This window comes from Microbacterium kunmingense, assembly GCF_023155745.1.
Classification (GTDB): domain Bacteria; phylum Actinomycetota; class Actinomycetes; order Actinomycetales; family Microbacteriaceae; genus Microbacterium; species Microbacterium kunmingense.
In genome coordinates, this window is sequence record NZ_JAKNUS010000005.1 from 1 (window position 1) to 20,303 (window position 20,303).

Sequence of the window (20,303 nt, forward strand, 5' to 3'; positions counted from 1 at the left end):
GCACCTACTGGCGAAACAACGAAAAAGAGCCCGGCCGATGGCCGGACTCTCCTTCATGACATGTCATCTATGTCGCGACTCAGATGTCTCCTATGTCGCGACTCATCACATGGTGGACCTGAGGGGATTCGAACCCCTGACCTCTTCATTGCGAACGAAGCGCGCTACCAACTGCGCCACAGGCCCGAGAACCTCCGTTACATTATCACCCTCGTCGGGTGACCGACGAATGCCGCCGGGTCACCCCGGGCTCACGCACCGGCGGCGCGACGCTCGAGCAGGCGACGGACGTGATCCTCGATCTCGGCGTCGTCGACGTACCCCATGCGGGCGAAGTCCGGACCCGCCTGTGCGGCACGCGCCGCGCGCGCGACCTCGATCGACGGCGGCTGCTGGGCTTCGGCGCGCATCCGCGCCGCCTCCGAGACCGCGGCCTGACGCAGCTCCTCGCGCGCGTCTTCGACATCGCGCACGGCCGCAGCCTGCGAGCCTGCCGACACCGTGAGCGGCTTCGGCAGTTCGCGCGGTGCCCACGCCGCTCGCTGGCGGGCCGCGGGCAACGCGACATCCTGCACAGCCGGCGCCTCACGGACGGTGGGAACAGCGGATGCCGCGGACCGGCGCGCCACCCGCGCGGCCACGCGCGCCATCTGCGCGAGCACGGAGAGAGCCACCACCACGAGACTCAGACCCCCGATGAGGGCGCCGACCGCACCGGTCGAGACCGTGAGCCACGCACCCCACCCCGCAACGGCCAGGCCCGCAAGACCCAGCGTCGTCGCCACGAGCCTCACGCGCCGGCGGGCGCGCGCCCGGCGGGCTTCGGGTGCGGCCTTGGCCGCGGCCTTCTCGGCGCGGGCCCGTTCGAGGTCGATGCGGGCCTGCTCGAGGGCGGCTTCTTCACGTTCGGCCATGGCCCGCTTGGCGAGCTTCTGCTGCGCCGCTGCGGTGCGGGCCGAGAGCTCGAGGTGCACCTCGGCGGGGGTCTCGCTCGTCTCGGCGAGAACCCGGAGCGCCTGGTTCAGCCGGACGGCGTTGCGCTCCGCGGCGTCGAACTGCCGGCGGCTGTGCCACGAGGGCAAGAGGTAGACCAGCCACAGCAACACCGCCACGAGCACGATCACCCCGCCACCCAGCACCTGTCCGCCCATGCGCATAACGGTATGCGACACCGGCTGGCTGGCCCGGCAAGGCGGTTGCGTGTCGCCGCGTGGGTTCGCCTCATATCTTCGCGAGGGCGGGAAGAACCTCGTCAGCGACGCGCGCCACCCGTCCGACGGGGTCGTCGGGAGAGGCTCCGAGCACGACCTGGGTGATCCCGAGGGCCGACAGCTTCTCCATCTGCGGGAGGAAGTCGGGGTCGTGCGGATCCGAGAACGCGGCGATGACCGTCTTCTCGATCGCGTCGTAGTCGGTTCCGAGGCGATCGCAGTGCCCGCGAAGAACGTCGAGGAGGTGCGCCACCCGCTCGGGGTCCGCGGTGGTGAGGTTCACGATCTGCGCGTACTGCGCGACCAGGCGCAGGGTCTTCCGCTCCCCCTGACCGCCGATCATGATCGGCGGTCAGGGGCCGCTGGATCGGCGCCGGGCTGGAGAGCGTCTCCTCCAGCGCGTAGTGCGTGCCCCGGTAGGCGCCGTTGTCGTCGCTCCACATCTGCAATGCGATCTGCAGTGTCTCTTCCAGTCGTTCGAACCGTTCGGCCAGCGGCGGGAACGGCACGCCCAGGCCGCGGTGCTCCCGGTCGTACCACGCCGCGCCGATGCCGAGCATCGCGCGTCCTTCGCTCAGGACGTCCAGGGTTGTGACGATCTTCGCGAGCAGTCCCGGATACCGGTACGTCACACCGGTCACGAGCGGACCGATCCGCACGGAGTGCGTGTGCGCGGCCAGGAAGCCGAGGGTCGTGAAGGCTTCGAGCATCGGCTCCTCGGCCGGGGCGACGCGCTCCATCTGGAACCAGTGGTCCATGACGGTGAACTGCGTGAACCCGCCCTGCTCGGCGGTACGGGCGGCGCGACCGAGCACCTCGGGGAGGGTGTCGGGAGCGCCGGGGACGGAGAAGTCTCAGAAGTGGAGACCTGCCTGCATGCCGTCACGCTACGACTGCGCCGAGGCATGCAGCGCGGGTTTCCAGGAGTTTTCGCCTGACGTTCACCGTGGGCGAAATGGTCGCTGCGGGCTCGCGTGCATGCGGTCGGTCATCGGGTCGGATTCAGATCATCTGGGATGCCGGCCCCGAGCCCTACCTGCGCGGGGTGAGCGTCGCGGGACGCGAGCTCAGCGCCCGCCCGAAGCCACCCGTCGCGATGGCCGCAGCGACCCGATCGGCATCATCGGCACCGCCAGACCGGCGAACATGATCAGGGGCAGGAAGCTGCTCGACACGACAGCCAAAACGACGCCCAGGACCGCCAGCCCGATAGCGATCGACCAGACGGTGACCTTCACCCAGGTCGGAACCTCTGCCGGTGTCACGCTGCTCATGCCCGAATCGTAGTCGCCGCCCTCACCGGCCCGACAAGACGCACACGACGTTCTCAGCGCCAGCCGCCCCGGGATTCTTGTAGCCACCCCGTCGTGGTCAGAGTCGCCTGTGCAGTCGGGACTCGCCATGGCCTCGCCGGAGAGTCCCCAGGGCACCGGGTCCGGCGGGGTCGGCAGAACAACGCGGTCGTCAAAGGGCGCGGATGGCCAGAACGGCGCGGGCTGTCTGGGGTCGTCAGAACGGCGCGGTCGTCAAGGGCGCGGATCGCCAGACTGGCGGGGTCGGCAGAACAGCTCGGGTTCTCGGAACGGCGCGGTCGTGACAACGGCGGGGTTGTCAGAAGGGTGCGGGCGCTTGTGGGTCGTCGACCGGGTCGTCCGTGAGCCGGAACTCGATGCCGGGGTTGGTCCATTTCGCCCACAGGTCGTCGGGCAGGTCTTCTTCGGGCGTGAAGTGGACCCCGTGGCCGGGTGGGTTGTCGATGTAGACCCGCCCGGTCGGGGAGGTCCATTCGATGACGCCGCCGTCGAGTTGTTTCACTTTCCAGGCGGTGAACTGTTTCATGCTGTGATGCCTCTGGCACAGACAACACAGGTTGCAGATCTCGGTTTTCCCGCCCAGGGCGGCGTCGTGGTTGTGGTCGACTTCGCATTTTCGGGCGGGCATGCGGCATCCGGGCCACCGGCAGTGTTTGTCGCGGCCTTTGAGGTAGCGGTCCATCGCCTTGGTGCGGTGGTAGGTGTCCACCGCCATCGTCAACCCGGTGATCGGGTGGACGAGGAGCCGCTCCCATGTGTCGTAACTGTTCCCTGCCAGGAGCCGTGCCGTTCCCGCGTCGATCGGTCCCACCCCGGCGAGGTCGCAGGGGACATCGCTTCGGCCCATGAGGGCCATGACGGGGATCACGACCTGCACCTTCGCTTTGACCGCGCCCAGCCCGCCCCGCCGGCCACCGGGCTGGTCGCCGTCACCGGTGGGGTCGATGGTGGGGATGGCGGTCAGGAGCATGTCGGCGAACAGGTCCGCACGAACCTCGTCCAAGGACCGGGTGTCACCCGAGCCCGGCTCCCGAGCAGCGATGACGGCGTTGGCCTGGTCGGTGACGCGCTGGAAGATCCCCTCGATCAACACCGAGGAATGCGCAGACCGCAACTCCGACATCCCGTCACCGATCGTGTACCGGACGATCTTCCGCCCCCGGAACGCCTCCGTGTGCCGCTCCGTCAACGTCCGCGGGTTCATCCGCTCCGCGAGGATCTCGAGATCTGCGCGGGCACGGCCCGGGGTCTCGTCCAGGCAGATCTCCGCGGCGAGCTGATCGAACTCACCCTTCAACTCCGGGGGCAGCCGCCGGCCGATGTCCTCCACCACCGTCACGTGCGCGCGGGTGAGCAACCCTTTTTCCAGGCAGTGCACCGTCGCCGGGTAGTCGTTCACGAGCGTGTAGGCGGAGTCGATCTGGCGTTGCACCGCACGGTCGGACACCCGCACCGCGGCGGCGATCTCCGCCGCGACACCGCGGAGCGCCATGTCCCGGTCCCGCACCGCCGCGGGCGACCCCTCCGCAAGCCGCGCCGCGAACGCACCCGCTTTCGCCAACACCCGCGCCTGCGCCGCCTCCGCGGCCGCAAGGACCTGCTGCGCTTCCTCGGCCTCAGCGAGGATCCCGGTCAGCTCACCACGGTCCTCGTCGCTGAGGAGGGTGAGCCGCGGGTTCGAACGCATGTATGAAGCATCCCACCACCCTCCGACATCCACACCCGAAACCCTCAACCACAGGTTGAACCCAATTCGGGCCCGAAGACCAACCCTCAGGCGTGCAGCCGATCCGCCGGAGGGATCGTCGCGGCATCCTGCGGAACACGTCCCTCGAGCCAGCGCGCGAGCACTCCCCCGGGCACGTCCTCACGCACCAGCGCGAAGCAGTAGTGATCGCGCCAGTCGCCGTCGATGTGGATGTACCGGCGTCTGAGCCCCTCGTAGCGGAACCCGAGCTTCTCGACCACGCGCAGGCTCGCGCGATTCTCGGGCCGGATGCAGATCTCCATCCGGTGCAGCCGCGCCTCGGCGAAGCACACGTCGGTCGCGAGCGCCACCGCCGTGGGCGTGATCCCGCGTCCGGCGAACCGCTCGCTCACCCAGTACCCGATGGTGGCGGTGGCCAGCGACCCCCGGGCGATCCCCCACACGTTCAGCTGCCCGGCAATCACGCCGTCGTACTCCATGACGAACGGGATGCCGGCGCCGTCTCGGTACTGCTGCAGCAGACGCCGGATGCCCGAGCGCATGTCGAACGACACCGGCCCGTCGGGGCTGGTGGCCTCCCACGGACGCAACCACGAACGGTTGGTCAGCAACTCGTTCTGCACCACCCGCGCGTCGCGCTGGCGGATGAGCCGGATCGAGATCGGTCCGTGCTGACGAGGGGATGACAGATCCACACACCCCCCTCGCTACGGCGATGTCGCCGTGTCAGGTCACAGCTTCGCCGCGAAATCCTTGAACCAGGGACGCAGCTCGGGGCCGAGGTCCTCTCGGTCGGCGGCGAGCTGCACGATGGCCTTGATGTAGTCCACTCTATCGCCGGTGTCATAGCGACGGCCGCGGAACACCACGCCGTACACGCCCGGTCCGTCGGGGTCGGCCGCCATCTCCTGGAGGGCGTCGGTCAGCTGGATCTCGCCGCCCTTGCCGGGCTCGGTGCGCTCGAGGATCTCGAACACCGACGGCGAGAGCACGTAGCGCCCGATGATCGCGAGGTTGGACGGCGCGTCCTCCTTCGCGGGCTTCTCCACGAGGCCCGTGACCTTCACCACGCCCTCGTCGTCGGTGGCTTCGACCGCCGCCGCGCCGTAGAGGTGGATGGAGTCGGGGTCGACCTCCATGAGCGCCACGATTGCCGCACCGCGCTTGGTGTGCTCGTCGAGCATGGTCGTGAGGAGCGGGTCGCGCTCGTCAATGAGGTCGTCGCCGAGGAGCACGGCGAAGGGGTGGTCGCCCACGTGCGCCTTGGCACGCAGCACCGCGTGACCGAGACCCTTCGGCTCTCCCTGGCGCACGAAGTGGATGTCGGCGAGCTCGCTGGAGTGCTGCACCTTCGCAAGCTTCGAGTGATCGCCCTTGCGCTCGAGCGTCGATTCGAGCTCGGGCACCGAGTCGAAGTGGTTCGACAGGTTGTTCTTGTTGCGGCCGATGATGATCAGCACATCGTCGATGCCGGCGGCGGTCGCCTCCTCCACGACGTACTGGATCGCGGGCTTGTCGACGACCGGGAGCATCTCCTTGGGCATCGCCTTGGTCGCGGGGAGGAACCGCGTCCCAAGTCCGGCGGCGGGAATCACGGCTTTGAATGAGCTACGAGGCACGCCCCCGATTGTAGGGGGTGGATGTTTCACGGAAAGCACTAGCCGCGCCCGATCACCGGGATCCGCCAGACCCCTCCGCCTAAGATCGACGCATGTCAGACGCGATCGCCGACGCCAAACGGGCGCTGCGCGCCGATCTGCGCGAACGCCGGAACCTCCTGTCGGAGACGTCGCGCGAGGCCGCGGAAGAAGGCATCGCCGCCCAGCTCGACGCCCTGGTCGACCGCTACGGCGTCCGCTCGATGTCGTGCTTCCTCTCCACCACGACCGAGCCGGGCACCCGGCGATTCGTCACCGAGGCGGTGCGCCGCGGCATCCGGGTCCTCCTTCCGATCACCCGCACCGACGGGCTCCTCGACTGGTCGGTGGCGACGCCCGATCTCGACATCACCGAGGGGATGTACGGCCTCCCCGAACCCGTCGGCGAAGTCCTCGGGCCGATCGCGGTGAACGACGTCGACCTCCTCGTCATCCCCGCCGCCGCCGTCGGACAGGACGGCACGCGCCTGGGCTGGGGACGCGGGTTCTTCGACAAGACCATCGGATCGATGGAGCGCTGCCCCCCGGTCTACGCCGTCATCTACGACTCCGAGCTGCTCGACACCGTGCCGCGCGACGTGCACGACCAGCCGGTGTCAGGGGTGGTCACCCCGACGCGTACCATCGATCTCGCGCCCACCCGACGCTGACGCGGCGCACCCCCGACGAAAGACACCGCCATGCCCACCTACGCCTACGCCTGCAAGCAGTGCGGGCACCGTTTCGACGCCGTGCAGTCCTTCGCCGACCCGGCTCTCACCACCTGCCCCGAGTGCGAGGGCCCGCTCCGCAAGGAGTACGGCTCGATCGGCGTCACCTTCAACGGCTCCGGCTTCTACCGCACCGACTCCCGGGCCGGCGGCGGCGAGGGCACCAAGAGCGAGTCGAAGAAGAGTGAGAGCGCACCGGCGAGTTCCGGTGGCGAATCATCCGGGTCTTCGACATCATCGAAGTCCGAGGCGAAGGCCTCCCCCGCGTCCAGCGGTTCGTAGCCCGGCGGCAGCCGGCGACGTCGGAAGGCACATCGATGATCAAGGGCTTCAAGGAGTTCATCCTCCGCGGAAATGTGATCGACCTGGCCGTCGCGGTCGTGATCGGCGCCGCGTTCACCGGCATCGTCAACATCTTGGTGACCGCCTTCATCAATCCGCTCATCGGGCTGGTCTTCCAGACCGGCGACCTCGACCAGGCCCTCGTCGTCGAGGTGCCGACGCTTCTCGGCGGCGTCTCGGTCTTCTCCTTCGGCGCCATCATCGCCGCGGTGATCAACTTCCTCGCCGTCGCCACCGTGGTCTACTTCGTCTTCGTCATGCCGATGAACCACTGGAAGAAGCGCCAGGAGGCCCGCGCCGGCGCGACGACCGAGCCCGCCGCCGACCCGGTTCCGACCGAGCAGGAGCTCCTCGTCCAGATCCGCGACCTGCTCGCGACCCAGGGGCGCGCCGAGGGCCAGCCGCGTCAGTAGTGGGGCGGTTTCTCGCGCAGCATCCGTTCGTCATTCGGTCCGGAAAGACCATCGGATGCCGCGGGGGCGGCCTCCTCGCTGTCATCGACGGCCGAGGGCTCGGCCACGGTGTCGGGCGCGGGGGTCAGGCGGGCACGCCGTGACCCGGGCACCCGTTCGACGCGCTGTCGGGGCTCGTCCTCGGGCATCGGACTACTCGATGAAATCGACCGGCTGCGTGTCGGGGTCGGCGGTGATCGCTGGCGCCCCAAGCAGCTCGGCGATGCGCGCGGCGACGCCCGCCGGGTCGCTGTACAGGTCGAAGGAGTGCACGCGCACGTAGTGCCAGCCCAGGCGCCGCAGGATCTGGGGTCGAAGCCGCAGGGCTTCGCGCAGGGACTCGCCCCGGGTCTCGGGATCGGTCTCGGCGACGACGGCCTTGCCGTTGTACTGGGCGACGAGGGGCAACAGCCCCCGGTACTGCACGTCGACCGAGACGCCGAGGCGGCGGAGCTCGCGCGCCAGTGACCGGGTGAGCGGGTCGGCGAGGTCTTCCAGGCGCGCTTCGCGCGCCCGCGCGGCGATGCCGCCGAGGATGCCCATGAGTGTCGCGGCACCGTGCTCGAGCCGTCCCTCGTCGAACGCCGACGGACGGATGGACGACACGATGACCATCGACCGGCGGGCGCGGGTCATGCCGACAGTCAGCAGTCGCTCGCCGTCCGGAGTGGAGAGGTCGCCGAAGTCGCTCAGCACCCGGCCGTGCTTGGTGAGACCGAACCCGAGCGAGAAGATGACGCGGTCGCGGCTCTCGGCCACCGACTCTTCGAGGCTGAGGACGGCGAACGGCTCGGCGGTGTCGCGCCCGACGAAGTCGGCCACGTCGGTCCGTCCGGCGAAGGCGGCGCCGACGGCGGCGCGGATGCGCTCGGCGTGCTTCCGCGACGCGGTGACGACCATCAGCGACTCCGATGCCCGGTTCACCGCGTGCTCGACCACCAGGGTCACCACGCGGGCCACCTCGGCGTCGGGGCTCTCGACGGCGCCGCTGATCGGGTCGGGCGCGCCCGTGCCGCCCTCGACATAGTCGACGCTGAGGCTCCCGCGACCGAGGTACGACCCCGCCCACGGGAGCGAGACGATCTCGCCGCCGTAGAAGGCGTCGTTGACGAGCGCGGCGAGGTCTTCTCCCCCGGCGCGATAGCTGCGGGTCAGGGTCTCGACGGGGAACAGCTCGGAGAGGCGCACGAACACGCTCTCGTCGTCGAACGGCTCGTCCGGCGCGTCGGGGTCGTCGGTCGGAATGGCCGACGCCACCCGGAAGGGCGTGGGCTTCTGCGTCACCGGGTCGCCGAACACGACGAGCTGACCGCCGCGCCGCAGGGCGGGTGCCGCTTCGGCGAGGCAGAGCGCCCCGGCATCCGCGATGATGACGACGTCGAAGCGCAGGGTGTCGGGAATGAGCGGCACGTCGTAGGGCGAGGCGAGCCACACCGGAGCGAGGGTGCGCGAGAGCGTGGGAGCTGCCTCGAGGAACTGCTCGGGGCTGATGTCGCCCGACTTCAGGGCGCTTCGGAGCGCCGCAGCCTCGTCGGCCTCGTCGACGATGCCGATGCGCCACTGCGTCGCGAGCTGCGAAGCCAGGAGCGGGCCCGAGGCGCCGGTGTGTGCCTCGTCGACGAGTCGGAAGTCACGTTCGAGGCGGTCGACGACCGCGGTGTTCGCGCCGAGGAGCGCGCGGTCGGTGCGCAGCAGATACTCCAGCGCCGACTGCCACCAGGCCCACTCGAGCTCGGCGCCCACCTGCTGCTCGGGGACGTGACGCACCGAGAGCTCGGTGAGAAGGGGGTCGAGGCCGAGCCCCGCGAGCTCGGAGCGCAGGGTCGCCCGCTCGACGAGGTTGTCGAAGACATCCGACTCCGCGGCGAGTTCGGCAAGCGTCCGCACCAGCTGCGACACCGGGATCGAGCCGAGCGCGTCGGCGCCCGAGCGTCCGAGGACCTCGTCGAGCTCGGCGAGGTCGGCGTCGACGCGCTGCCAGGCGACCTGCACGTCGGCGAGACCGAACGGCACCTCGGGGATGACACCGGCCTCGACGTAGCGGTGCCATTCGGTGCGCTGCTGCTGCACGCGAAGGAGTGCCTCGTGCATGTCGACGATGTGCACGCCGGGGCGGATGTACTCGCGGGAAAGCCGCTTCAGCCGACGCCGGTTCGACGCGTTCATCGACGGCGAATCACGACGCGGACCGTGCGCCTGGATGAGCTCGCCGAGCGGCCGCTCGAACACCGTCGGGCTGAACCGGTCGAGCGAATCGCGGATACCCGAGAGAAGCCGCAGCTGCACGCCGAGCTCGGCGACGCTCTGGAACGGCCGCATGTGGGTCTGGCCCACCATCGCGTAGCCGCGCTCCAGCAGGGCGGGAACGTCGGCGCGGTGGAGGCGCGCGGCGAGGCCGTGCGCACGACGGGCGTCGGAGGTGGTGGCGAACGAGACGCCGAACCACGGCGAGTCGTGCGGGCCGAACCGGAACTCCCCGAGGCGCGCCGCGGTCGCGAGCTTCGCCGCGGCCTCGCGCCGCTTGCCCGCGAGGCGGATGAGCGTGCTGACATCGAACCGCGCAGCGGTCGTCGGGGCGGGGTCGAGGGCTGACAGCTCGGCGAGGCGCCGCAGCACGTCGAGGGTGCAGATGCCGAGGTCGGAGTGCTTCGTCGTGAGCGCGTGACGGTAGTCGCGGAGCACGGTCCGCAGGCGCACGAGGGCGTCGTCGACTTCGGCGACGGCGGGCTTCTCGGCCTTCTCGTTGCGCCCGATCGCACGGATGAGGTCGCGGCGCACGTGCCGGGGCGAGACGGTGAGGCCCGGGAGACCCACCCCCGCGAGGCGGTGACGGACGCCCTCGAGCGTGGCACGCCGAGCGCTCACCACGAGGACGCGTCGCCCCTCGCGCACGAGCGAACCGACCGCGTTGATGACCGTCTGGGTGCCGCCGGTGCCGGGGAGCGTGTGCACGACGAGGGACTGGCCCGACGCGATCCGCGCGAGCACCCCCTCCTGCTCGGCGTCGGCGTCGAGCAGCAGCGCATCGGCGGCCGGGGGCCGCTCGTCGGCGGGGAGGATCGAGGGGATCTCCCGGCGGTGCATCACCCGTTCGCGATCGGCAGGATGCCCCGCCAGGGCGTTCAGCACAGGGTGGTCGAGGTGGGCCGCGTCGCGCGACATCACCGAGGCGACGTCGGCGAAGGTCGAGACCACCAGTCGCGGCTGGACGGCGACGTTCGGCAGCGACGCGGTGAGCGCCCGCAGGTGGTCGATCACCGGCTGCGGCTTGAACACGCCTCCGTCGTAGGCGAGCGCGGCGAGCGCCCGCGCGTCGACGGTGATGCCGAAGTGGGTCTTCAGCGCCCGGATGAGCTCGGGATTGACCTGGAAGGTGCCGAGCAGCTTCAGCTCGAAGTCGGAGTGGTGTCGCCGGATGGCGAGCGGCCGCAGCAGCACGGGCGCGGTGCACGCGAGGCCTCCCAAGCGCCAGGAGGCGAGGCCGACGGCGAGGTGGACGGCGTCGATGCCCCGGGCGGTCCGCAGCTCGACGTTCTTCGCGGTGATGCGCTCGGCGGCGAGGCGCGCGTTCCGCAGCGCCACTTCGTCGCGGAAGAGCCCCGACAGCAGCGTCGAGCGTCCGGTGATGAACTGCGGGAGGCTCCCCGGGTGGGCACCGGTGATCTCGATGCCCTCTTCGCGGGAGTCGCTGTAGTGCAGCAGCGTCGAGCGCCCGCCCAGTTGCGACGCTTGGCGTCGCAGGCGCTCCCGCGCGGGGTCGGCGATATGCGCAACCGTGACACCCGGTTCGGAAAGACCGAGGTCTCCGGGGTTCACGGCCGCACCGGGCACGGTATTCCCCCGGTTCACCATGACATCGGACTCGACTCGCCACACGTCAGCCACACTAAGCGCCCGCCTGGTCCGGTGCCGTTAGGCGGGGCGGGTTTTCGCGGTATTGGCGACACGCCGAGTGATCGGCCTTTCCTGCACAGGCGCCCCCGATGACCGATCGCTCACAGATGACCCGCCGGCACCCGCGGGCGGGAGCATGACGGGTGAGGATGTCGTCATGATCGCCGCCCTCGCTCCCCGGTTCCTCCTCCACCCCTCCCCCGTCGGCGAGGTGCTGATCGTCGCGTCGGATGAGGCGCTTCTCACCGTCCACCCGATCCACGGACCGGTCGAACCCGAGCTCGAGGGCCTTGCCCACCGATACGGCGATGTGGAGCCCGGTCCCGCGCACCCGCTCGCCCGCCGTGCCGCCGACCAGCTCGACGAGTACTTCGCCCGCGAGCGCCGCGCGTTCGACCTTCCGCTCGACCTCGGAGCGACGAGCGGCTTCACCCGGCTCGCCCTCGAGGCGATCCGGCAGATCCCCTACGGCGAGACCGCCGGCTACGGCGAGGTGGCGATCGCCGCGGGCAGCCCCGGCGCGGCGCGCGCGGTCGGCACCGCCTGCGCGAACACTCCCTTCTCCATCGTCATCCCCGTGCACCGTGTGGTGCGCGCCGACGGGTCGCTCGGCGAGTACGGCGGCCATCCCGAGGTGAAGCGGTTTCTCGTCGACCTCGAGCGCGCGGCGGGCGTGTAGGCCGCCCGTCGCGCGCGGCGGCCCCGCGGGAGTTTCCTCTCCGCGGGGCCGCCGATCCGTGGCATCCGGATGTGAACTCTGCCTAGTGGTTCGTCGCCTTCTCGGCACCGAAGCCGGTGAGCGAGCGCACCTCCATCTCGGCTGCCTTGGTACGGCTCTCGCCGCCTCGTGAGGTGACCGATCCGAGCCAGCCGAGGAAGAACCCGACCGGGATCGAGACGATCCCCGGGTTGTTCAGCGGCCAGATCGCGGTGCCCACCTTGAACACGCTCGTCTCCGACCCCCAGAAGACGGGAGAGAGCACGATGAGGATGATCGCCGCGGCGAGTCCCCCGTACATGCTCCACACCGCGCCGCGGGTGGTGAAGTTCCGCCAGAAGAGCGAGTACAGGATGGTCGGGAGGTTGGCCGATGCCGCCACCGCGAAGGCGAGCGCCACGAGGAACGCGACGTTCTGACCCTGCACGGCGATGCCGCCGAGGATGGCGAGGATGCCGATCACGATGACGGTGCGCCTGGCGACCTTCACCTCTCCGTCGGGCGGGACGTTCCCCTTCTTCACCACGTTGGCGTAGATGTCGTGCGCGAACGACGCCGCCGCGGTGATGGTGAGGCCGGCGACCACGGCGAGGATCGTCGCGAATGCGACCGCGCTGATGAATCCGAGGAGCAGCGGTCCGCCGAGCTCGAGCGCGAGCAGCGGCGCGGCGGAGTTGACCCCGCCGGGCGCCGAGGCGATCCGTTCCGGACCGACGAGCGCCGCAGCGCCGTAGCCCAGCACGAGGGTGAGGAGGTAGAACAGGCCGATCAGCCAGATCGCCCACACCACCGAGCGACGCGCCTCCTTGGCGGTCGGCACCGTGTAGAAGCGCATCAGCACGTGCGGGAGGCCCGCGGTGCCGAGCACCAGCGCGATCGCGAGGGAGATGAAGTCCCACGGGTTGCCGCCGTACTGCAGGCCCGGGCCGAGAATCGCGTCGGCCGGCTCGGTGACCGAGGCGGCCACGGCGTTCTCGAGCAGCGTGTTCAGGCTGAAGCCGTTGATCGCGAGCACCCAGATGGTCATGATCAGCGCGCCGCCGATGAGCAGGAACGCCTTGACGATCTGCACCCAGGTGGTGCCCTTCATGCCGCCGACGAGGACGTAGACGATCATGATGACGCCGACGACGGCGACGACCACCGACTGCCCCACCGCTTCGTTGATGCCGAGGAGCAGGGCGACGAGTCCCCCGGCCCCTGCCATCTGGGCGAGCAGATAGAAGAAGCACACCGCGAGCGTTGTGATCGCCGCGGCCATCCGCACGGGGCGCTCCTTCAGGCGGAAGGAGAGCACGTCGGCCATCGTGAATTTGCCGGTGTTGCGCATGAGCTCGGCCACGAGCAGCAGGGCGACGAGCCACGCGACGAGGAACCCGATGGAGTAGAGGAAGCCGTCGTATCCGTTGATGGCGATCGCGCCGCAGATCCCCAAGAAGGATGCTGCGGAGAGATAGTCGCCGGAAATGGCAAACCCGTTCTGGGGCCCCGTGAAAGAGCGTCCGGCGGCGTAATAGTCCGCGGCGGTCTTGTTGTTCCTACTCGCCCGGATGACGATGAACAGGGTCACCGCGACGAAGGCACCGAAGATCGAGATGTTCAGTACGGGATTGTTCTCGGCGGTGTCGACGGCGGCGCTGACCGCCGACCCGACGGATGCGAAGAATTCGTTCATGCGCCGGCCGCCTCTCGCTGCTCGAGTTCTTCACGGATCTCTTCGGTGATGGGGTCGAGTTTCCGGTTGGCGAACCAGACGTAGAGCATCGTGATGCCGAAGGTGGTGACGAATTGTCCGAGGCCGAAGAGCAGGCCGACGGTGATGTCACCCCAGACGCGCTGCGACATGAAGTCCACCGCGAAAGACGACAGCAGAACATAGGCGAAGTACCAGACGAGGAACGCGATGGCGAAGGGGAAGATGAAACTGCGTTGCCGCCTCTTCAATTCACCGAAACGCGGCGATTCCTCCACCGCGATGTAGTCGATTCCACCCGGCGGGGCGGACTCGGTACGTCGATCGGACATGTGGCCTCCTTGCACACAATCCCTGGGCGCTTTTCGCGCCGGTCCCGAACTGAAGACGCCCAACATCGACGGAGAGCGCCTGCTAGGGTCGACGCTACGAAAGGCGGCGACGCAGCCGTCACCCCCGGAAGTAGGTAGTTCGTGGTCGGTTCGTCAAGCGCTCCGAGCGACGTGCAACTCGTTTCCCGTGCCGTGGGAGATCTCACCCGCCGCACCGGCTTCCCCGTCGCGTTCGGCGGACTCTCGCGCGACGACGCCATTCACGTGTCGGCGATCTCCGGTGCCCGAACCCGGTACCTCGAGGGGCTCGTCGTCCACCCGATGCGCGGACTCGGCGGCCGCGCCTACGTCGAGAAGCGACCGCGGCTGGCGCTGGACTACCGCACCGCGCGTAGCATCACGCACGACTACGACCGCGCCATCCTCGGCGAGGGCATCGCCACCCTGTTCGCCGTGCCGGTCCTGGTGTCGGGGAAGCCGCGGGGCGTCATCTACTGCGGATCGTGGGGCGAACGCCGCGTCGGCGACGTCATCGCCCGCCCGGCCTTCCAGGTCGCCGGGGAGCTCGCGACCGAACTCCGCGTCCGGGACGAGGTGGCCCGGCGGCTGGAGACCTTCACCCCGTTACAGCTGCCGGCGGCCGCGATGCCCGCCGCCGCGCGCGAGGAGCTTCGCGAGAGCTACGCCGAATTGCGCAGCATCGCCGCGGGAGTGGATGACGACGGGCTCCGCCAGCGCTTGGCGCGCGTCGAGCAGCGGCTGGCCGCCCTCACCCACGACGAGCCGAATCCGACGAACACCGACATCCACCTCTCCCCCAGGGAGATCGACGTTCTCGCACGCGCGGCGCTCGGTGAGACCAACAGCGAGATCGGCGAGACGCTCGGACTTCGCGAAGCGACGGTGAAGTCGTATTTGAAATCGGCGATGGCAAAATTGGATGTCTCGACCCGCCATGCCGCGGTCATGCAAGCGCGTCGCGCGGGTCTTCTCCCCTGAAAAGCCGAAAATCGTCGGTGCCGCGCCTTTCGCGTCTTGGTCACCCCATAATGTGTGACCATGGCCCGAAAAATTGTGCACCAGCTCGTCGATGATCTGGACGGAACCGTCCTCGAGATCGGCGAGGGTGAAACCGTCCTCTTCTCGCTCGATGGCGTCGCCTATGAGATTGATCTCACCGTCGATAACGCCGCCGAATTCCGGAATGCCCTGTCCCGCTATGTCGACGCCGCCCGCTCGGTGTCGACCGGACGGCAAGCCGAATCCGCGGCATCCCGCAAGCGCCGCCGCACCGGACAGGCGGACTACACCGCCGTTCGTCAATGGGCGAAGGAACGCGGAATGTCGGTGTCGGAGCGCGGCCGCATTCCGGCGTCGGTGATGGAGGCGTACGAAGCCGCGAATTAAGCGAATCAGGTCGCTCGGTCGGGATCGCGGCTCTTTCCGTGTTTCGTGGGTATCGGGTTGGAGAACGCTGGGTATCGGCGCCCTCGCTTGCAATGACGCTCGATTCTCGGAAGCGTGGCTGACTCCACCACGGAAGGAGAAGCACATGCTCACTCTCACCGAGAACGCCGCCACCGCCGTCAAGGCTGTGGTTGCAGGCACCCCCGACGTCCAGGCCGCAGGTATCCGCATCCGCGGAGCCGAGGCACCCACCGCCGGCTTCGAACTGACCCTGGCCCCGCAGCCCGAGCCTGCGGACGCCGTTGTCGAAGCGGATGGTGCTCGCGTCTTCCTCGACAGCACCGCGCAGGCGGCGCTGGACGACCAGGTGCTCGACGCACAGATGAACGAGGACGGCTCGGTGCGCTTCGCCCTCGCGGCGCAGGCGTAACGACCTGAAGTTTGACGACGGGCCTCGGTGCATACGCACCGGGGCCCTCGTCGTCGGCGGATAGACTCGATCCGCCAGCCTCTGTAGCTCAATGGAAGAGCAGTTGCGTCCTAAGCAAACGGTTGGGGGTTCGAGTCCCTCCAGGGGCACTGTTTTTTTACCTCTGACCAGGAGTTTTTTCTGTGGTCAGACCACGCAAAAGCCATTTTTGCCCGCTTTTTGCCCGCATTCTGAAACTTCGGTGAGCCGAAAATGGTCGTCCGCAACGGCCTGCGCGCGACGTCTGAGAGCGCCAAAATCGAGCGTTTCGGACGAAATCCGCCTCGTCGAAAACCTGAGCAATCTGCTCTCGGCGGTCACTGCGGTCGGGCGTAGCGGGTTTGCGGACCCGAGGGCAGCACCACGAGGGGCATCTGGTCGTTCAGCCGCGTCGCCACGGCATCCAGATCGTCGTCGAAGAGATCGGCGTACGTGTCCAGCGTCATCGCCGCCGACGCGTGCCCGAGCATGCGCTGCACCGCCTTCACGTTCGCGCCCGAGCTGATCGCGAGCGACGCGGCGGTGTGCCGAAGGTCGTGGGGAGTGAGTCGCGGGATCGATGGATCGAACTCCTGCTCACGCCGGACCGCGTTCGCGAACCATCCCTTGTTGCCCGAGTTGCGCATGTGATTGACCTCGTCGCCGAACAACAGACCCTCCGGACCCTTGCCGACGCACGCCTGCTCGATCATCGGCGCGAGACGCTCGGGGTACGGGACCGAGCGCTTCTCGTGCGTCTTCGGCGTGCCGACGTGGATCTCGTACGCGATCGTCACCGCGTTCTCCTCGATGACGAAGCGCCGGCGGAGGCGGTTCACGCTGCGCACCCGCAGTCCCGTCGCCTCGCCCCAGCGCAGGCCGGTGTACGCCAGCGTCAGGACAAGCGTCGGATACGCCGAGCACGCCGCCAGCGTCGCGACCTGGTCGTGAGAGAGATAGACGCGACGCTTGCCAGGCCCGTGCCGAGGGAGACTGCGCACGTGGCGGGCCGGGTTGCTCGCGAGGCGGCGATCGTCGATGGCGACGTCGAGGATGCCGGCGAGGACTCTTAGGGCGCGAACAACGACGGTCCGTGACTTCTGCGTCGCGAGGTCAGACACCCAGTCCTGAACCTCCGAGCGGCGGATCGACGAGATCTCGCGGTCTGCCCAGACCGGAGCGACGTGGTTCTTCCACGCCCGTTCCAGCGTCATGTAGTACGAGGGCTTTGACATCGCGGCTGCTTGGATCGCAGCCAGCTGTCGGCGAACATCCGGACCGGAACCCGCGACGTGGACGGGTCGATGTACTCGCCCTTCGACTTCGACACCGTGACCATCGACAGGTACAGCTTCGCTTCGCGCATCATCGTGAAGCCGCGCTTCTCCGCCTCGGTGCGATCGGGCTTGCGATAGCGCACGCGGTAACGGCGGCCCTTCGCCGATTCGTACGGGGTGATGCTTCCCATTCCGACCTCCGCTCATGCCGGCTCGACGGTCAGTATCGGGCCAGTGTCGGACACTGATCGCGCCTCGTCAACGCGGCCAATGACAGATGTGGACAGATGTCGGAAGACGTCGTCAACTGCCGTTGGCAGAGAGGGGAGCCTCCCTCCGACGCCGAGAGTGTAGCGATCGTTCGCGCCTCCGTCCTCGCCGCTCACTCCTTGCAGACTCCGCGCTGACGCGCTCCGCTTAGCAGCCGTTCGCCGTCGAGCACTGCGTCGCGCCCTATCGCTGGATGGGCGATTGTCAGAGCAAGGGCGAAGACTGATTCTGGCGGAAGGTGATACACGGCGCGTCCGCCAGAGCGGGCGATCCGCTCTCGGCGGCATGCCGAGGAGAGGAAGGCGACAGGTAAACGGCCCCTCTCACTCCTCCGTCAGCAACTCGGCGAGTTCGTCCGCCGTGAGCTCATGCTCGCGCGAGGCGCGCCCTGCCTGGAACAAGACGCCTTCCGCAACGAGCCGTTCTATCGGGTCCCCGCCCGCCTCACTGTCCGACCATCGGAACCCGCCCGACACACGACCGTCGCTCGTGAGAACGCGATAGGCGTTCGTGCACTGTTGGCAATCGGCGACATGTGCCCCGAGCGGCTGGGCAGCCGTGCCGATGACTTCCGCGAGGGCCCCGTACGTGGTCCAGCGACCTGGGGGGATTGCCTCGAGGATCGCGTGCAGAGGCGCCCAGTCGAACCGAGGTGCGGAGACCGGTTGCCCACGGTGGATGGCGCGTAGATCCTCGAGAAGACGACCGTCGGGTAAGAACCAGAAGTACCACCCGTTCACCGCTCGGCCGAGCGCGAAGGCGCCCGCTCCGGAGGGAGTCGCGAAGACTTCCTCTCCAATGCGCAATCTGCCGTCTTTCGCGACTACCGCTTCAAACTGGGCGGGATCGCCATGACGTGGTCGAAGCCGAGTGCCGGCCGACAGCGCCCCACTCTTGATCAGGTCGCGAATGGTCACCTCCGCACTTACACGAGATTGCGGATCAGCAATGGCCCCGATGTGACCCGGTGATACCGGCCAGATTGCGAGCAGCGCGTCCGTGAGCAGGTCGGTCCGCGCGTCGATCGTCGACTCATCCCAATCCGCTCCTTCGACAGATTTCAGCAGTCGACTCGTGAGAAGGAGGGTGTCGTGTTCTTGGAACGCTTCGCGCTTCACCTCCCAAGGCCCGTTCGAGACCTTCGAGTTCAGGCTCGTCGTCAGGAGCGTCAGATTGCCGAGTCGATGGATGTGGTCCGCGCGTATCGCGGCGCTTTCCTCGTCGGGCACCGGCCAGTTGTCCTCCCACTTCTGCGGAAGGACGTGCTCGATGGGATAGCCGCGCCGAGGAACTTGTGGCTGGTTGGTAAAGGAGCGAAAGCGGTTCTCCACTGCTTCGAGAATCACGCGGAGGCGACCCCGATTGAAGCGTCTGTAGACCGGATCCGTGCGTAGCGCCTCTCGAAGCTCTTCGTCTCCTGGCCAGTATGTGCTCGCTCGGTTGAGTCGCTCGAGGTGAGAACGGACGCGACTCTCCAGTTCATCGGGGGCGGCGTCGCGGTTCGCCTTGATCACATCTGCGACGATTCGTCCGAGATCGGAAGTTGTTAGACGCAGGAGCAACCGGCGCATGACCCAGCTCTCAAGGACCGCGATCACGGCGTCGGCGACATGCTGAGCGATTCCGAGATCCGGCTCGTGAAGCCAGATCATGGCTGGCTTCAGTACTTCGATTGAGTTGCTTCGCATGCGGTACATGCACATCTCGACTGGCGATAGCTGTCTGTCGGCCTGCTCTGAATGGCGCGTCCACGCTTCGTACAGGTCGGCCTGACTCCTGATAACGGGAAGCAGGGTCCTCAGCGGCGTGTCGGATTCATGCTCGACGTAGGTCTTGAATCTGGTGAAGGTCGAGAGCGGGCTGATTTCTTCGCCGGTACGCGATGCCAGCCACTGATTGAAGAACAGCGAGCTCCGGCTTACGAAGTAGCGACCAACGCTCACCTCGCGCTCCCAGAAGTCGGTTTCGAACGGCCAATGCTCCTTATGAGCCGTCGTCGTGTCCACTCCCTCCTGCACTAGCTTCTGGAACACGAAGTTGCGGATGAGGTCGGCCGCGGACAACGGCGTACCACGCGCGTTGAGCGTCTCGAAGATCTCCTGCGAATTCTCGCCGGCCGTCAGCGTGATTGTTACGAGGTGAAGCCCGTGTTCCAGCACGCTGACGAGTGCACTCGCGCGCGCGGACCGTCCTTCGGGCGCTGCCTCATCCAACCAGGTTCGGCACGACCCGACGAAGTACGCATGCGCCTGAACGATCCTGCTGCCGGAGTGTCGCAACGATCGGTGATCGACCGGCGGCTCCGCGTTCATGACCTCGTCGAACGCCAACGCGTCCCGATTGGTATGCCGAAGCTTGAGTGGGCTTTCACCATCTGGGACGAAGATTGGCTGGTTGTGTGTGAGGTTGGCCAACCGGCCCGACAATGTGTCCTCACCGAACTCATCGAGGACGGCGCCGGCCGCATCCATCAGGAGCTGCAGGGTAGTGAGACGCTGCTGACCGTCAATCACATTGCTCGCTGGGACGGAGCCGTGCGACGCCTCCTGCATCTGAAGCACGACTGCACCGAGAAAGTGCGAGGCGCTGGACTGGGGAGAGCCGAGCCTCAGCTCGGCCATCCGTCGAACGTCATGCCAAAGCGGCGCCCACTGGTCGTCCTCTTTCCACACGTACGGACGCTGATAGATCGGAACCACAAGATGCTGCGGCAGCCCAAATACCTTCATCGGCGTCTGCAGGTCAGGTTGCATGTTCACATTCTCGTGCACCGCCGCGATCCTTAACGGGAAGCGCTGAGATTCGCCGAGACCAGCGCAGCCGGACCGGTCAATGCGATGGCAGACTCACCTGCTTCGATACTCTGACGT

The 20,303-nt window shown here is 68.0% G+C and carries 18 protein-coding genes, 2 tRNA genes and 2 pseudogenes; 8 read left to right on the plus strand and 14 right to left on the minus strand.

What is annotated here, in order from left to right:
- Positions 1-110: 110 nt before the first annotated feature.
- The 8 genes and pseudogenes from MA875_RS08415 to galU form a co-directional block, all read right to left on the minus strand.
- Positions 111-186: transfer RNA gene (locus MA875_RS08415), tRNA-Ala, on the minus strand.
- 65 nt (positions 187-251) lie between these two features.
- Positions 252-1,151: a large exoprotein gene (locus MA875_RS08420; RefSeq protein ID WP_248241696.1), complete on the minus strand. Its 900-nt coding sequence runs from the start codon at positions 1,149-1,151 to the stop codon at positions 252-254.
- A gap of 70 nt (positions 1,152-1,221) precedes the next feature.
- Entirely contained in the window at positions 1,222-1,554 is a 333-nt protein-coding gene (locus MA875_RS08425) for an LLM class oxidoreductase (protein ID WP_248242134.1), read from the minus strand.
- Positions 1,555-1,627: 73 nt separating this feature from the next.
- A pseudogene (locus MA875_RS08430) lies at positions 1,628-1,969 on the minus strand (LLM class flavin-dependent oxidoreductase); the annotation flags it as partial.
- Between the two features lie 309 nt (positions 1,970-2,278).
- Positions 2,279-2,485: a hypothetical protein gene (locus tag MA875_RS08435; protein ID WP_248241697.1), complete on the minus strand. Its 207-nt coding sequence runs from the start codon at positions 2,483-2,485 to the stop codon at positions 2,279-2,281.
- 337 nt (positions 2,486-2,822) lie between these two features.
- Complete coding sequence (locus tag MA875_RS08440) at positions 2,823-4,211, minus strand: HNH endonuclease (protein WP_248241698.1); 1,389 nt, start codon at positions 4,209-4,211, stop codon at positions 2,823-2,825.
- Between the two features lie 86 nt (positions 4,212-4,297).
- A complete protein-coding gene (locus MA875_RS08445) occupies positions 4,298-4,927 on the minus strand; it encodes a GNAT family N-acetyltransferase (protein WP_248241699.1) in 630 nt (209 codons plus the stop codon).
- Positions 4,928-4,963: 36 nt separating this feature from the next.
- Positions 4,964-5,851, minus strand: coding sequence for a UTP--glucose-1-phosphate uridylyltransferase GalU (gene galU / locus MA875_RS08450; RefSeq protein WP_308221510.1), 888 nt, complete (start codon positions 5,849-5,851; stop codon positions 4,964-4,966).
- Positions 5,852-5,943: 92 nt separating this feature from the next.
- Here galU and MA875_RS08455 point away from each other — a divergent pair, with 92 nt between their 5' ends.
- Genes MA875_RS08455 through mscL form a run of 3 tightly spaced genes read left to right on the plus strand, consistent with a single transcriptional unit; the run spans position 5,944 to position 7,355 of the window.
- Positions 5,944-6,540 (plus strand): 5-formyltetrahydrofolate cyclo-ligase, encoded by a 597-nt coding sequence (locus tag MA875_RS08455; RefSeq protein WP_248241700.1) that lies wholly within the window; start codon positions 5,944-5,946, stop codon positions 6,538-6,540.
- 30 nt (positions 6,541-6,570) lie between these two features.
- Positions 6,571-6,882, plus strand: coding sequence for an FmdB family zinc ribbon protein (locus tag MA875_RS08460; protein WP_248241701.1), 312 nt, complete (start codon positions 6,571-6,573; stop codon positions 6,880-6,882).
- Positions 6,883-6,917: 35 nt separating this feature from the next.
- Positions 6,918-7,355, plus strand: a complete 438-nt coding sequence (gene mscL, locus MA875_RS08465; RefSeq protein ID WP_248241702.1) for a large conductance mechanosensitive channel protein MscL — start codon at positions 6,918-6,920, stop codon at positions 7,353-7,355.
- On the opposite strand, the gene MA875_RS08470 is transcribed toward mscL, so the two are convergent.
- Entirely contained in the window at positions 7,349-7,543 is a 195-nt protein-coding gene (locus MA875_RS08470; RefSeq protein WP_248241703.1) for a hypothetical protein, read from the minus strand. The two genes, mscL and MA875_RS08470, sit on opposite strands and share 7 nt — an antisense overlap.
- Positions 7,544-7,547: 4 nt before the next feature.
- Complete coding sequence (locus MA875_RS08475) at positions 7,548-11,246, minus strand: AAA family ATPase (protein ID WP_372492561.1); 3,699 nt, start codon at positions 11,244-11,246, stop codon at positions 7,548-7,550.
- 199 nt (positions 11,247-11,445) lie between these two features.
- Between MA875_RS08475 and MA875_RS08480 the strand changes: the two genes are divergently transcribed.
- Positions 11,446-11,967: a methylated-DNA--[protein]-cysteine S-methyltransferase gene (locus MA875_RS08480; RefSeq protein WP_248241705.1), complete on the plus strand. Its 522-nt coding sequence runs from the start codon at positions 11,446-11,448 to the stop codon at positions 11,965-11,967.
- Positions 11,968-12,049: 82 nt separating this feature from the next.
- On the opposite strand, the gene MA875_RS08485 is transcribed toward MA875_RS08480, so the two are convergent.
- Both MA875_RS08485 and MA875_RS08490 read right to left on the minus strand, forming a co-directional pair.
- Positions 12,050-13,681 (minus strand): monocarboxylic acid transporter, encoded by a 1,632-nt coding sequence (locus MA875_RS08485; protein WP_248241706.1) that lies wholly within the window; start codon positions 13,679-13,681, stop codon positions 12,050-12,052.
- Positions 13,678-14,031 (minus strand): DUF485 domain-containing protein, encoded by a 354-nt coding sequence (locus MA875_RS08490; RefSeq protein ID WP_248241707.1) that lies wholly within the window; start codon positions 14,029-14,031, stop codon positions 13,678-13,680. The genes MA875_RS08485 and MA875_RS08490 overlap by 4 nt, the downstream gene beginning before the upstream one ends.
- 192 nt (positions 14,032-14,223) lie before the next feature.
- Between MA875_RS08490 and MA875_RS08495 the strand changes: the two genes are divergently transcribed.
- The 4 genes from MA875_RS08495 to MA875_RS08510 all read left to right on the plus strand — a co-directional run bounded on the left by MA875_RS08495 (position 14,224) and on the right by MA875_RS08510 (position 16,017).
- The gene (locus MA875_RS08495; RefSeq protein ID WP_248241708.1) at positions 14,224-15,030 is read left to right on the plus strand and encodes a LuxR C-terminal-related transcriptional regulator; all 807 of its coding nucleotides are present in this window, start codon (positions 14,224-14,226) and stop codon (positions 15,028-15,030) included.
- Between the two features lie 60 nt (positions 15,031-15,090).
- Complete coding sequence (locus tag MA875_RS08500; RefSeq protein WP_248242114.1) at positions 15,091-15,438, plus strand: histone-like nucleoid-structuring protein Lsr2; 348 nt, start codon at positions 15,091-15,093, stop codon at positions 15,436-15,438.
- 145 nt (positions 15,439-15,583) lie between these two features.
- The gene (locus MA875_RS08505; RefSeq protein ID WP_124293736.1) at positions 15,584-15,868 is read left to right on the plus strand and encodes a Fe-S cluster assembly protein HesB; all 285 of its coding nucleotides are present in this window, start codon (positions 15,584-15,586) and stop codon (positions 15,866-15,868) included.
- A 77-nt stretch (positions 15,869-15,945) separates the two neighbouring features.
- Positions 15,946-16,017: transfer RNA gene (locus MA875_RS08510), tRNA-Arg, on the plus strand.
- 207 nt (positions 16,018-16,224) lie between these two features.
- On the opposite strand, the pseudogene MA875_RS08515 reads toward MA875_RS08510, so the two are convergent.
- Together MA875_RS08515 and MA875_RS08525 are read right to left on the minus strand one after the other, a co-directional pair.
- Positions 16,225-17,354 (minus strand): annotated as a pseudogene (locus tag MA875_RS08515) (tyrosine-type recombinase/integrase).
- Between the two features lie 402 nt (positions 17,355-17,756).
- The gene (locus MA875_RS08525; RefSeq protein WP_248241711.1) at positions 17,757-20,204 is read right to left on the minus strand and encodes a GmrSD restriction endonuclease domain-containing protein; all 2,448 of its coding nucleotides are present in this window, start codon (positions 20,202-20,204) and stop codon (positions 17,757-17,759) included.
- Between the last annotated feature and the right edge of the window lie 99 nt (positions 20,205-20,303).

Coding starts and splice junctions, on each gene's coding strand:
- MA875_RS08480 (WP_248241705.1), top strand. CDS start 11,446: ATGATCGCCGCCCTCGCTCCCCGGTTCCTCCTCCACCCCTCCCCCGTC.
- MA875_RS08425 (WP_248242134.1), bottom strand. CDS start 1,554: ATGATCGGCGGTCAGGGGGAGCGGAAGACCCTGCGCCTGGTCGCGCAG.
- MA875_RS08475 (WP_372492561.1), bottom strand. CDS start 11,246: ATGGTGAACCGGGGGAATACCGTGCCCGGTGCGGCCGTGAACCCCGGA.
- MA875_RS08490 (WP_248241707.1), bottom strand. CDS start 14,031: ATGTCCGATCGACGTACCGAGTCCGCCCCGCCGGGTGGAATCGACTAC.
- MA875_RS08485 (WP_248241706.1), bottom strand. CDS start 13,681: ATGAACGAATTCTTCGCATCCGTCGGGTCGGCGGTCAGCGCCGCCGTC.
- MA875_RS08470 (WP_248241703.1), bottom strand. CDS start 7,543: ATGCCCGAGGACGAGCCCCGACAGCGCGTCGAACGGGTGCCCGGGTCA.
- MA875_RS08435 (WP_248241697.1), bottom strand. CDS start 2,485: ATGAGCAGCGTGACACCGGCAGAGGTTCCGACCTGGGTGAAGGTCACC.
- mscL (WP_248241702.1), top strand. CDS start 6,918: ATGATCAAGGGCTTCAAGGAGTTCATCCTCCGCGGAAATGTGATCGAC.
- MA875_RS08420 (WP_248241696.1), bottom strand. CDS start 1,151: ATGGGCGGACAGGTGCTGGGTGGCGGGGTGATCGTGCTCGTGGCGGTG.
- MA875_RS08505 (WP_124293736.1), top strand. CDS start 15,584: ATGCTCACTCTCACCGAGAACGCCGCCACCGCCGTCAAGGCTGTGGTT.
- MA875_RS08500 (WP_248242114.1), top strand. CDS start 15,091: ATGGCCCGAAAAATTGTGCACCAGCTCGTCGATGATCTGGACGGAACC.
- MA875_RS08455 (WP_248241700.1), top strand. CDS start 5,944: ATGTCAGACGCGATCGCCGACGCCAAACGGGCGCTGCGCGCCGATCTG.
- MA875_RS08460 (WP_248241701.1), top strand. CDS start 6,571: ATGCCCACCTACGCCTACGCCTGCAAGCAGTGCGGGCACCGTTTCGAC.
- MA875_RS08440 (WP_248241698.1), bottom strand. CDS start 4,211: ATGCGTTCGAACCCGCGGCTCACCCTCCTCAGCGACGAGGACCGTGGT.